Below are 13,082 nucleotides of genomic sequence, written 5' to 3'. Positions count from 1 at the left end.
CCAGAGAAGCAAAGAAGTCTAGACGTCTAGATTGACACTAATTTATAGATCTCCTATGCTTGCCAGAACTTAAGAAGTCATCATAATACTGATTATTAATACAGAGCTTGCTAAAGTAGCTTTGAACTTCGAAAGACTAGAACACTGCACTTTTGACACTAAATAAACAATAAGAGAGACAACCTTGACGACACAACAAACAACAACGAGCCCAGCCTCCTTTATTGCTTTATTGCCTCTATTTGCTTTTCTTGCATTATTTATTGGCGCGGGCGTTTACTTTCAAAGCCAAGGTGTAGACTTTGCGTTTTATCAACTACCAAGTGTAATCGCCATTTTACCAGCGATTATTCTGGCGCTTCTGCTTTCTAAGCAGAAACTAAACCAATCTATTGATACCTTTATTGCGGGTATCGGCCATAGCAATATCATTGCAATGTGTCTTATTTATTTGCTTGCTGGCGCATTCGCCTCTGTTGCAAAAGCAACGGGCGGCGTTGATGCAACTGTTGCTTTGGGGCTGTCAATGATCCCATCTAGCATGTTGCTACCAGGCTTTTTTGTTATCGCCGCCTTTATTGCAACTGCAATGGGTACATCAATGGGCACCATTGCCGCCGTTGCACCTATTGCTTTAGGCGTTGCCGACCAAGCCCAAATTGATTATGCCTTAATGGCGGGTGCTGTTATGTCTGGCGCATTATTTGGTGATAACTTATCGATTATTTCTGACACTACCATTGCTGCAACTCGCACTCAGGGTTGTGAGATGAAAGATAAGTTCCGTGAAAACTTAATCTTTGCCTTGCCTGCATCGATAATTACATTGGTTTTATTTGCTTTTGCAGGCCAAGGACAAGCAGAAGTTGCGCCACAAGAAATCGACTTAATCAATGTCATTCCTTACTTAACTATCTTATTTTTAGCTGTCGCAGGCGTAAACGTCTTCGTCGTGCTAACTGTCGGTATATTGCTTGCTGGTGCAACTGGACTGTTTATCGCCGATTACAGCGTTATCCAGTTCGGTCAAGATATCTATGCTGGTTTTACTAACATGCAAGAAATCTTCATTCTTTCAATGTTAGTTGGTGGTTTAGCTGCGTTAATGCAACAACAAGGTGGCTTGAAGTTTGTTAGCGAGAAAATCGAAGCACTGATTAAACGTTTCTCAAAGGCGAAAGGTGGCACTTCAACCCGCGCGGCAGAATTAGGGATGGCAAGTATTGTTGCAGCAACCAACACCTGTGTTGCTAACAATACCGTATCAATTGTTGTCGCCAGTGATATTGCTAAAGAGCTTGCTCAAAAGCATGGTGTTGCGCCTAAACGTGCAGCAAGTGTACTGGATATCTTTGCTTGTATTATTCAAGGCTTAATTCCACATGGCGCTCAAGCACTACTAATAGCATCGACGTTTGCCATTAGTCCACTTGCTGCAATTTCAAATGCTTGGTACTGCATGATCTTAGCCGTTGTTGCTATCGCTATTGTAATTCTGCGTAAGCGAGCTTAATCAAAACTATCTAATACACGTCAACAATACATCTTTAAAGCCTGATATCGCTGCCGCAACGCTGGAGCAATATCAGGCTTTTTTCGTTATTTTTGCTGATTAAAACACGTAAACAGTGATATTCTGAGTTAAACATTTAGTTAACAATGGCCCCATGTCTAGTTCAATCGAATCAAATAAACATTACGACCTTCATTTAATGATTATTTTCATGTCGTTAGCGACGGCTGTGATCAGTGGACTAGGAATTGGAACCGCATTAATCGCTGAAGTGGCACGATTGGGCGTCAGTCCGTTAAGTATACGTGCAGACACCTTGGGCGATTATATGACCTCCCCTTTAGCAATCGTTTATAATATGGGCTTGGTTATTGGTGGCGCTTGCTTAATGCTATCTATGTTAGCTCGCTATTATGTTTTTGAGGACTTTTATAGCCGCACAATCACCGTAACCGGGGCGACATTAGGCGTGCTCATTGTGTTAATTGGTATCTTTCCGATCAACTTTTTAGAACAACATCGGTTCTTTTCTACCGGATATTTGATTTGCACCTTTGTGCTACACAGCTTTTGTTTTATTGATTATTTCCGCAAGAGTAGCTCTCTTTCCGCATCCTTATTCGCTTTCAATATCATCGGCCTGATTTTTTCAGTCGCACTGATGTATTTACTGAATTGGTCTACATTGGATTTTGACCCATGTTCTCATAAGGCTCACGAAATTTGTTGGGTCTCACTGGTCATGTGGGTGCTCACTCAAGCCAATATTTTATGGTGTGTACTGCTTGGATTAACTATGAGAAAAATGATAAAAACTCAGCAACGCCAGCTCTCTACACTGACCTTTGCGAGTAACTAGCCTTGCCAGTAAACATGCGTTTAGAACAATATCTAGCTCATTGCGGCGTCAGTTCACGTCGTCAGGCCCAGCGCCTCATTGCGGCAGGAAGAGTGACATTTAATGGTCAATTAGCTAGCCCTCTTGATAGGGTCAATGCCAACGCTATCAATCCGAATATTTTATTAGACGGCGCCCCTATCGCTCCCATCGAAACCAAGCAATATTGGTTGTACCATAAACCGGTTGGTATTGATTGCCGTTTATTACCCGATTTACCTTCCAGCCTAATTCATATTCTACCAGCAGCCCCTAGACTGTATCCTGCAGGACGATTGGATAAGGATTCCCGTGGTTTGTTATTGCTGACTAATGATGGTGAGCTTACCCATAAATTAATGCACCCAGACTACGGGCATCAAAAAGTGTATTTGGTTACTGTAGATCGAGACTTTTCAGCTGAATTTATTGAAAAAATGGCAAATGGGGTGAGCTACAAAGACGTCACCACTAAACCATGCGATGTAGAAGCAGTTTCGAGCAACCAATTTAAAATCACACTGACTCAAGGGCTGAATCGTCAGATCCGAAGAATGGCTAAGGCCTTAGGTTATACTGTCATTGATTTGATCAGATTAAGCATGATGAATTGTGAATTATTAGACTTGCCAGAAAAACAAATGCGGCCATTAGAGGCCGCAGAAATTAGCTTATTAAGGCATCAACTTAAGCTGTAGATGCCGTTAAATAAGACTTGCTTAATGGACGATTTCCATCTCTTCCAATAAGTTTTCAGCATTATCTAAGTACTTCATCACCCATAGCATGTAGCGGCTATCAACTTGAATTGAGCGATTAGTTTGTGGGTCGTAGCCCCAGTCGCCAATAATTGATTCATACACACCATCAAATAACAGACCGACTAATTCAGCACGGCCATTTAGTGTTGGAGAGCCAGAGTTACCACCTGTGGTGTCAAGCGTCGATAAGAAGTTAACCGGAACAGAATCTAACGATTTAACGTAGTAATCGCCATATTGTTTGTTTTTGATTAGCTCAAGCTGTTTAGCTGGCGCATCAAACGGATCTGCACCAGTGTCTTTAGCAAGGATACCTTCTAAGCGAGTAAATGGCACTGCAACTAGTCCATCTTGTGGGCTGTAACCTTTCACATTACCTACAGTCACACGTAAACTTGAGTTAGCATCAGCATATACTGGCTTACCTAACTCTTTATTGTACGCGATGATTGCATCCATATATTGAGGGCGCACCTTCATTAAATCACCAGCAAGTTGTTTACGTGCCTTTTCTTGCTTCATTCTTTCATCATAAGTGCTAACAGCATATTGAATAAACGGATCTTTTGACTTTTTAAACTCAGCAACAGACTTATCCATCCACGCCAATCGAACCGCTTTATCTGAAAGTTCAGTTTTGGCATACATCTTATCAAGGGTCTTGCTCAATTTAGCGTTATCGGCACTTTTACCAATAGCGAATGCTTTATCAAATGCTGGTAAGCGATCAGCTTGAGGTAATGCTGCGTAACGGCTCATTAAGTCTAATAACATCGCTTTATCAACACTGGCAGCATATCGACGCTCAATACGCTCCATACCAGAAGTAAAGCGAGTCATATCTCGCTCTTGATACCCAGGTTCACGATCCATATCAGCCAATGTTTTCTCGTTCGCTAAACGATATAAACGTTCAGCTGTCGACATCATTGAACTGTAACCCATATAGCTCATGATTAAATCGCGCTCTTGCTGTTGCTGGCTTTGCTTAATTAGCTTATCCAGTTGTGCTAAGACTTCGCCATATTGTGATTTACGCTTACTGTCAGCTTTTATCCACTGCGACAGTTTTAACTCTAGCGCTTTACGATCATCAAGCATGGTCGACTTGCCATAAAACTCAATCATTGAGGTAAAGTTTTTCGCATAGTTAGCTAACCCAGCGATAGCACTCTCATACTTAATTCGTTCATCACTGCCTTCTGGCGCGGTCTCTTTGATGATTTCAATTAGGCGCTCACGAAGAACTTTCCCTTCTGGGTAAGCCCATTCAAATTGGTTCTCAACTTCATTAGCTGTGCGGTAACGATTAGTGCGACCTGGATAACCAGCAACCATTACAAAATCACCGTCACTAACCCCTTTAGCAGAGACTTTTAAAAAGCTTTTAGGCTCGTAAGGAACGTTATCCTTACTAAAGTCAGCAGGCTTACCGTCTTTACCTACGTATGCGCGATAAAAAGAGTAATCTCCCGTGTGGCGAGGCCACATCCAATTATCGATATCACCACCATATTTACCAACACTACCCGCTGGATTATAGGTTAAGCGAACGTCACGAATTTCCATTTGTTTCACAAGGTAATACTCTAGACCACCATGGAAACTATAAACTTTACAGCGATATCCATCTTCAGCTTCACATTCAGCAACTAATGCTTTTTCTTGTTGCTCGATACCTTTATAGAACTCATTACCGACTTTATTCATTTGACCTGACTTCACTCTATCAGTCACATCAGTTACCGCCTCGGTAACATAAATTCGTGAACCAGGGGTTGCTGGCAATTCCTCTGCGTAAGTTTTCGCTAAGAAGCCTTCTTTTAACAGGTTTTTTTCAGGGGTAGAGTTGTATTGAATTGAGCCATACGCACAATGGTGATTGGTTACAACCAAGCCTTTAGGAGACACAAATGATGCAGTACAACCACCAAGGCTTATCACAGCATTCATTGGAAATTCCGTTAACTTAGAGATTGATTTTGCATCAATTTCTAACCCTTTTGCTTTAAGTTCATCAGCCATTGCTGGTAATTGATAAGGTTGCCACATCCCCTCATCAGCTTGTGCAGAAAAAGATGCCAAGATTGCGGCACTTAATAACCATTTTTTCATGTTGTTAATTCCATTTGATTCACAATAGTGAGTGTGTTGTTTGTTATACCTATTTAATAGCAAAAAGGTGAACAAAAGCAGACCACTAAACTTACTTTTAGGCCAATAAAAAAGTCAGGCATATAGCCTGACTTTATCATATTGAAACAAAGGAATAATAGCCTTAGACAAACTCAGTTACATTCCTTTATAAAAAACGTTAACTGACGTTTACATTTTAGCCCAGTGCGACCATTAATTGCGCTAGCACAATCATCACACCTAAGAGCCCTGTTACGCCCAGCGCAAGACTTCCACCAGCGACTTCATAGCCACCCATTTGCGCTTTACGTTGCTTCAATGCCATTGCAATTGGCAAGAATATGATCATGACAACTAGCGGTATAGCCGCAAAACCCAACACTTGGAAGAACCCATCAGGATAGTAAAGCGCACATAACAAAGGTGGAACAAACGTGATTAACCATGTTTTAGCTCGGCCCGCTTTATCATCTCTTGCACGAGTTAATTCAGCCACATAATCAAACAAACTCATGGTCACACCCAAAAATGATGTAATTAACGCAAGGTTAGCAAATAAGTCGATAAACTGACTTACGATAGCTGACTGAGCAACACCTTGAAGCGCATTAACGAGATCAGGTAAAGAACCAGCAAAACCATGAACGGTTTCCCCACCTAAAGTACCCAGCGTCACAAGTAGCCACAATATGTAGCAAAATAGCGGTATTGTAGAACCAATCAGCAATATTTTACGTAACGATACCGCATCGCCATCTAGGTATCTGACGATCGTTGCAATACACACATGGAAACCAAATGAGGTAAATACCACAGGTATGGCAGCTAACCACAGTTGATCCAATTTATCGCCTTCAGCGACATTGGCAGAGAAGTTAGTCAATGAAGCAACAATATTCACTTCTGGCAATAAAAAGGCAACCACAAGTACAAGCAACACCACCATAGCGGTGAATAAGACTCTTGAAACCTTATCAATCCAAGTCACGCCGATAGCAATAAAACCACCGAAGATTAAAGTAAATAGCAATACCGAGACTTGGTTATTTAAATCCACACCTAATAACGGCTCTAAACGGGTTTCAAGTAATGAAGAACCGCCCATTAGATACACCATTGTCAAAGCAAATAGCAGGCTTAAAAATGAAGCACCTTGAATTAACTGACCCACTTTGCCTAAGGTTTTACCCGTTATGCCGTGAACATTATCACCCACACCAGCGCGTAAATTAATCTCAAGCATGAGTAAAGAGGTATAAGCCGATAATCCCCAAATGACAACCAGTAACATAATCGCAGGCATAATCCCTAATGCTGCAGTCGCTAGCGGCAACGCTAGCATTCCTCCCCCAATTGCAGTACCTGCAACAATGGCTATTGAGCCAAGCATTTTTAAGTTCAAAACATGAGTCCCGTTTAATTTTTATTTATTGGTCGTTATTTGGCTAGATTGAAAGTGTGTATAACATTTCATCGAGCTGTTTTGACAGTATCAGATGCTTCTTGTAACAAGCAAGACACTTAGTTATATAAAGGCTTACAAGCCTGTTAATAAACAATTACGCAACATTAATTTAAAAACTTAAATGCAATAATATTGCAATGGCGTAGCATTACGCCGCTACAATCAATATTTACACTAAATCGGCATAAGAAGACAACTGAAGCAACTAAGAGGAATTACGTTAAGGAATAGAACAATTAGGCTAACAGCTTAGAAATGAAAAATAAACGCAAAAAAGGGAAGGCATCTGCCTTCCCTTATATTTTGAACATAACACTCTGTTTAATACTATTAAACAGCATTAACAAGATTAAAGAGCATGATTACGCTTCTAACAATGCTTTAATGCGTTGTCCGTAGTCAGGATCAGCTTTAGTGAAATGTGCTAGCATTTTTTGCTGAACATCTTGAGTCACTTGACCGAGTGTACCTGCAATCGTTTCCGCAAGGCGTTGTTTTTCTTCCTCACTGAAGATGCGATATAGATTACCAGCTTGAGTATAATCATCTTGGTCATAACGGCTGTATCTATCAGCTTCTCCATCAAGTCTTAGCGGTGGCTCTGCAAATTGGCTCGCATCTTGTAAACCCGTGTCAACTGAATTTGGACCATAGTTAGGTGTTGCATCGCCGCCTGTTTGGTTACCGTTATAAGGGCATTGCGTTCCTGCCATCGCGCCGCCACGTTGATGGTGGTTAGCCTTCGCTGCATGCGGACAGTTAACTGGAAGTTGATTATAGTTGGCACCAATTCGATAACGCTGTGCATCTGCATAAGCGAATAAACGGGCTTGCAGCATCTTATCTGGAGACGCGCCCACACCTGGTACAAGGTTACTTGGTGCTAAAGCCACTTGCTCAACTTCTGCAAAGTAGTTTTCAGGTAAGCGATTAAGCTCAAGTTCACCAATTTCAATCAAAGGATAATCAGCATGTGGCCATACTTTTGTTAGATCAAATGGATTGATCGCATAAGTATTCGCTTCAGCTTCCGGCATAATTTGGACATTTACAGTCCATTTAGGGAAGTTTTTATCGTTAATTGCGGCAACCATATCACGCTGCGACGAATCAGGGTCAATCCCTTTTAATTTATCCGCTTGCTCGCCAGTTAAATTAACTACACCTTGTTGCGATTTAAAGTGGAATTTCACCCAGAAACGCTCACCTTTGGCATTCCAGAAAGAAAACGTATGCGAACCATAGCCGTGCATTTGGCGATAATTAGCAGGGATCCCACGGTCTGACATTAAAATTGTCACTTGATGCATTGCTTCTGGGTTTAATGACCAGAAATCCCACATGGCTTGTGGATCTTTTAGGTTTGTATGTGGGTTACGCTTTTGTGTATGAATAAAGTCAGGGAATTTAATACCATCTCTTAAAAAGAAAGTTGGCGTATTGTTACCCACAATATCGTGATTACCTTGCTTGGTATAAAAACGTAAACCAAAGCCACGAGGATCGCGTTCTGCATCAGCAGATCCCATCTCACCGCCTACTGTTGAAAATCGAACAAATGTTTCAGTTTCTTTTCCAACGCCATTGAAGTGCTCAGCAATGGTGTAGTCACTTAAATCTTTGGTTAAGGTAAATTTACCGTAAACCCCCGTTCCCTTAGCATGAACAATACGCTCTGGAATTCTTTCACGGTTGAAATGAGCTAGTTTTTCAATTAAATGCCAGTCTTGGAGTAAAACGGGGCCTCGTTCTCCTGCTGTTAATGCATTTTGATCGTCAGCTATTGGTGCGCCACTTTGGCTAGTTAAATAATGTGAAGTAGTCATTCTCTATTTATTCCTTTTAGTTATCTTGTAGCCACATTTCAATTAAATCGTGGACGGTTGCCATGATGCTCTCTCCTGGCTCAGTATTTATTGCGATAAATCAATAATAGTGACAAAAGAAAATTAGCTAAAGCGATTAAATACGATAATAATAATAGAAAATAACGATTCAGATTTAATATCTGATTTATATAGTAAAAGTGTGTAAATTAGTTGGTAATTGAGATTCATTCACATTAAAAAGGAAAGTATTGATAAAAATAGCCACGTTTTTCCTTCAATAGGCGACACTGAGCCTACAAAGAAAAAACTTAAAACGTGCTAAGAAGATTGCCGAAAATGATTCAGAAAAAATGCGATAGTTTGACTTAATAATCGCACTCAAATACCACGCAGTTTTCTGGTGTAATTTGACTGTAGAGTAATCTTTTGTGGTTTGAACTGTGATTTGAACTATGGTTTAAACTAGCCAAGACGTTGGCTCAAAAAAGAAAGCCTATCCAGGTACTGAAAAGGCTTAAGCTTGTTTCAAATCAAAGGCGCAAGTAACACCACTACCAATGCCAAAAGAACGCTAGTTGATTCATCCTGTCTTATCAGGCCTTATCATTTGAAGCAGGTTCGGGCTCTCGATACAGTTTCACTAAGTAATAAATATCAATCAATACAATAAAAAAGTTCACTAATGCCACAGGTATAGCACTAATTGCGAGTCCGTAAGCGACAAACAAAGCTGCACCAATTAAATTCCACCAGCGAAGCTTTTTAATATTCGACATCATGAGTGAAATAGCCACCACTACAGATGCTAAATAACCCACCCACTCCCATATTGTTGCAGATTCCATTCATTAATCCTTAATTGTCTTTATTACTTCAGTGTAGCTAATCTTCATAAGTTATGCTGCTAGCCTGCCTTTCTTGCTACAACAGCAGCTGTCATTCGAGAAATACAGCACAACTCACCTGCACTATTGGTTATAAGAACCTCCCAGACTGAGCTACGCTTGCCAATATGAACAGGTTTGGTTGTAGCAATCAGCTCACCTTTACGCGATGCTTTTAAATGATTGGCATTTATCTCTTGGCCCACACAATAAAAGTTCTCAAAATCGACAACAAAATTAGCAGCATAGCTTGCAACTGTTTCCGCCAATGCGACATTAGCTCCGCCATGAACAATACCTAAGGGATTGTGAACTGCAGGGTCTGCTGGCATCGTTGCAACCATATAATCATCACCAATTTCGGTAATTTTAATGCCTAACGTTTTCATTAAGGTGCCTTTACCATGGAGCCCACTGTCCATTTTGGCGCAATTCTCTAAGGTAACTTCTCTAAACCAAATACTCATCTTGTCATCCATATCAAAAAACTGTCTTCAGTCTACTGGCTCGCTTTTTAATATCAACGCTTTTACAGATAAAGTTTTTAACAACAAAAAGGGATGGCAAGCCATCCCTTTTTCTACAGTAATCTTACTGTTTAGTGTTGATTAAAATGCTGCAACAATTGGATCAGAACATAAGCTCGTTTCTGTTTCACAGATTTTATATGTCACTTCAGCTGGAGCATTAGTAAAGCGATCGCGATAACGGCCATCATTCGCTGTTGTCGCTACCATGACATCATCACGATAAATCGCCACATTGTCACCAACTGCACCACTCCAAGTTAGATCAACTAAAGCACTACCTCGACGAGACTTCATTGTACGAGTCACCGCTGCATCAATTGAATAATCAAATACTTCTACATCCATAGATACAGTGTCAGATTGGTTTTCACTATCAGTTACAACCAACGAGACATTATAGATACCACCAGCAGCATACATGTATGCTGGAGATTCATCTGATGACATGCTGCCATCACCGAAGTCCCACTCATAACTAACGATATCATCGTTGATATCTGAACTTGTGTTAGTAAAGCTAACCATTAGCCCATCAACATCATATTCAAAACCGGCAACAGGTGCAGCTGGAGCCGCTTCACCTAATGCTGAAATATCTAATCCCCAGCTATTAAGTGTACCCGTATCGCCAGTGGCATTATCTGATACAGATAGTGTCCATGTACCAGCTGCTATATCACCGTTAAAGTCTGATAGACTCCAAGTTTTAACAAGATCATCAGCACTACCACCTTCACGATCATGTAATACCACAACAGTCCCATCAGGCGATGTTAAGCTAACAATTAAATCGCCAATCCATGTGTGGCTGATATCAACGCTAACAGCTAAATCAAAGATTTGAACAGGATCTACAATTTCAATCGTGCTAGTAATTAGACTGTTATCGCCAATATCAACAGGTGAATCATTACCATAGCTGTAATCATTCAATCCAGCAGGGTAAATAGTAAGCGCAACCGCTTTATCTTTAACAGTTACGCCATCATCAGCAGAAACAGTTAATACATAGTCTCCCCAAGCAGCGTCATCAAGGGTAGCAACATCCAATGTAAAGTCATCACCAGCCATCGCTGTGTCTGTTGATAAGCTCACACCATCAAGCGCTGGTGAAGACGATACCGTTAGGCTTACTTGATCATTCCAGCCTGCAATACTGCCTACAGAGAAGTCGTAACTTACTGCACTTCCTGCTTCAACAGATTGTGAAGCTGGCGTCACTGATAACTTAAATGATGGGTCTGGATCAGCTGCCGCTAACGCATCAGCCACATTCAATCTTGTACCTGCAACTGTGATACCAGTTAAATCACCATTGACTTCACCCGAATCCATTAGCAACTGTTTCATTTCAGTCGGGGTAATATCTGGTTCAACCGACCATACTAAAGCAGCTGCACCCGTAACGTGAGGGGTCGCCATTGAAGTACCTGATATAGTGCCGTACGAATCATTAGGGAAAGTAGATAAAATCGCAGAACCTGGCGCGCCCATATCTACACTGGTCAAACCCCATTGTGAGAAGCTAGAAATGGCATCATTTCTGTCAGTACTCGCAATAGACATGACAACATCAGAGTCATAGCTTGATGGGTAGTGCGGGTTAACGTCATTATCAATCGCGTCATTACCCGCTGCAGCAACAAATAAAATGCCTTGATCACCAGCTGAATCAATAGAATCTTTTAATGCTTGGCTGAAACCACCGCCACCCCAAGAGTTATTGGTCGCTTTAACATCAACGCCATGGTTGACCTTGAGATTTGTGAAATAATCAATACAAGCAATTGCATCTTCGGTTGTTCCTGTACCACTGTCCGATAGGAACTTACAACCGATCATCGTTACATCCCAGTTAACCCCCACGACACCGACGCCGTTATTACCTGTTGCACCAATGGTACCCGCAACGTGTGTACCATGACCGTTGCCGTCCATTGGATCACCAGATCCAGTTATCGGATTATAACCATGTACATCATCGATGACCCCATTACCATCATCATCTATGCCGTTACCTGCAATTTCACCAGGGTTAACCCACATATTACTGACAAGATCTGGGTGATTATAATCAACACCAGTATCAATGACGCCAATGACAACACTGTCGCTACCCGTAGTAATATCCCAAGCAGCAACGGCATCAATATCAGCCCCTGCAGTGCCTGAAGATTGACCAGTATTATGCAGGCCCCATAGGTCTACAAAGCTAGGATCATCCGGCATGCCTAAGGCTCTGTATGTGTAGTTTGGCTCTGCATATTTTACCGCTGGATGCTTGCTGATCATTTTGATTGCAGCATCTAAATCACTACCGCTTTTTAGTTGCAGTTTTGCAAGGCGTCCTGATAATAAATGCTGAAATTTATCATCAACACCATCTAAATTTTTATCGGTTAACGTACCGCTAACTAAGCGTTGAGCAGATAACTTTTCAAATTTAGTCACGTTGTCTTTATAAACAACGAGCAATTGATCCTTTTTATATTCAACGGTATTTTTTGCCATTGCAGGGGCGGCATTTAACGCCATAACTGAAGTAATTGCGATTGCAATTGGTGACATTTTCTTGATCATTTTCTGGCTTCCTATCTTCCATTATTAATTCCAGAACCGGTACCTCAACACTGGTAGCTTATCCATTAGCCTTATAAGCGAGTTGACATTCCACTAAGTGAAACCCGGAATTGTTGTTGCATTGTGATTGTTGTCATAGCAAAAGGAGTTTTAAAAGTGGCGAATCGTGAAATAGTAATAAACTACTAACCCTATTAGTCTAGATAAAATATCAACCAGCCAAAGCCCACAAATTAAATCTTTTATAAACATTAACTTAAACAAAAATAGCACTAAAGTATTGTTGTTAACAGGGCAAATAAAAGTAGCCATTCTTCCGATTGAGCTATCAAGTATCTGTCCGTAAGTTAACCCATGTAGCTTGTCTCAGTTCATATAAAGGAAGTCATCAAGGTTCACGAGAGTGCCAAAGATTTGCAAAGAAAGACGGAAGATTTCAATGCGGACTTTTCGACATTTTCTCAAACAGACTTTTTGAAATGTACGGGTACCAAGTTCACTTCATGC

The 13,082-nt window shown here is 41.0% G+C and carries 9 protein-coding genes; 3 read left to right on the top strand and 6 right to left on the bottom strand.

Annotation, left to right across the window (positions count from 1 at the left end):
* Positions 1 to 184: 184 nt before the first annotated feature.
* The 3 genes from A9267_RS15570 to A9267_RS15560 all read left to right on the top strand — a co-directional run bounded on the left by A9267_RS15570 (position 185) and on the right by A9267_RS15560 (position 3,088).
* Positions 185 to 1,513, top strand: coding sequence for a Na+/H+ antiporter NhaC family protein (locus tag A9267_RS15570; RefSeq protein WP_055022634.1), 1,329 nt, complete (start codon positions 185 to 187; stop codon positions 1,511 to 1,513).
* 211 nt (positions 1,514 to 1,724) lie between these two features.
* Entirely contained in the window at positions 1,725 to 2,372 is a 648-nt protein-coding gene (locus A9267_RS15565; RefSeq protein WP_082972416.1) for a hypothetical protein, read from the top strand.
* A 14-nt stretch (positions 2,373 to 2,386) separates the two neighbouring features.
* The gene (locus A9267_RS15560; protein ID WP_065109821.1) at positions 2,387 to 3,088 is read left to right on the top strand and encodes a pseudouridine synthase; all 702 of its coding nucleotides are present in this window, start codon (positions 2,387 to 2,389) and stop codon (positions 3,086 to 3,088) included.
* Between the two features lie 21 nt (positions 3,089 to 3,109).
* Here A9267_RS15560 and A9267_RS15555 read toward each other — a convergent pair whose 3' ends face one another.
* The 6 genes from A9267_RS15555 to A9267_RS15530 all read right to left on the bottom strand — a co-directional run bounded on the left by A9267_RS15555 (position 3,110) and on the right by A9267_RS15530 (position 12,575).
* Positions 3,110 to 5,266, bottom strand: a complete 2,157-nt coding sequence (locus tag A9267_RS15555) for a S46 family peptidase (protein ID WP_065109820.1) — start codon at positions 5,264 to 5,266, stop codon at positions 3,110 to 3,112.
* 217 nt (positions 5,267 to 5,483) lie between these two features.
* Positions 5,484 to 6,689, bottom strand: a complete 1,206-nt coding sequence (locus tag A9267_RS15550; RefSeq protein WP_065109819.1) for an amino acid permease — start codon at positions 6,687 to 6,689, stop codon at positions 5,484 to 5,486.
* Between the two features lie 425 nt (positions 6,690 to 7,114).
* On the bottom strand, positions 7,115 to 8,578 hold the full coding sequence (katB, locus tag A9267_RS15545) for a catalase KatB (protein ID WP_065109818.1): 1,464 nt from the start codon (positions 8,576 to 8,578) through the stop codon (positions 7,115 to 7,117).
* A gap of 596 nt (positions 8,579 to 9,174) precedes the next feature.
* Entirely contained in the window at positions 9,175 to 9,426 is a 252-nt protein-coding gene (locus tag A9267_RS15540) for a YgjV family protein (protein ID WP_055022639.1), read from the bottom strand.
* A gap of 59 nt (positions 9,427 to 9,485) precedes the next feature.
* Positions 9,486 to 9,932 carry a PaaI family thioesterase gene (locus A9267_RS15535; protein WP_055022640.1) on the bottom strand — a complete coding sequence of 149 codons (447 nt, stop codon included), beginning with the start codon at positions 9,930 to 9,932 and terminating at the stop codon, positions 9,486 to 9,488.
* A gap of 141 nt (positions 9,933 to 10,073) precedes the next feature.
* On the bottom strand, positions 10,074 to 12,575 hold the full coding sequence (locus A9267_RS15530; protein WP_065109817.1) for a S8 family serine peptidase: 2,502 nt from the start codon (positions 12,573 to 12,575) through the stop codon (positions 10,074 to 10,076).
* Positions 12,576 to 13,082 lie beyond the last annotated feature (507 nt).

It is taken from the genome of Shewanella sp. UCD-FRSSP16_17 (genome assembly GCF_001675935.1).
GTDB lineage: Bacteria > Pseudomonadota > Gammaproteobacteria > Enterobacterales > Shewanellaceae > Shewanella > Shewanella japonica.
This window is presented reverse-complemented; position numbering and strand designations above follow the sequence as displayed.

Excerpts from the sequence above, each read along its gene's own strand:
- A9267_RS15565 (WP_082972416.1), top strand. The coding sequence starts at position 1,725 with ATGTCGTTAGCGACGGCTGTGATCAGTGGACTAGGAATTGGAACCGCA.
- A9267_RS15560 (WP_065109821.1), top strand. The coding sequence starts at position 2,387 with ATGCGTTTAGAACAATATCTAGCTCATTGCGGCGTCAGTTCACGTCGT.
- A9267_RS15555 (WP_065109820.1), bottom strand. The coding sequence starts at position 5,266 with ATGAAAAAATGGTTATTAAGTGCCGCAATCTTGGCATCTTTTTCTGCA.
- katB (WP_065109818.1), bottom strand. The coding sequence starts at position 8,578 with ATGACTACTTCACATTATTTAACTAGCCAAAGTGGCGCACCAATAGCT.
- A9267_RS15540 (WP_055022639.1), bottom strand. The coding sequence starts at position 9,426 with ATGGAATCTGCAACAATATGGGAGTGGGTGGGTTATTTAGCATCTGTA.
- A9267_RS15535 (WP_055022640.1), bottom strand. The coding sequence starts at position 9,932 with ATGAGTATTTGGTTTAGAGAAGTTACCTTAGAGAATTGCGCCAAAATG.
- A9267_RS15530 (WP_065109817.1), bottom strand. The coding sequence starts at position 12,575 with ATGATCAAGAAAATGTCACCAATTGCAATCGCAATTACTTCAGTTATG.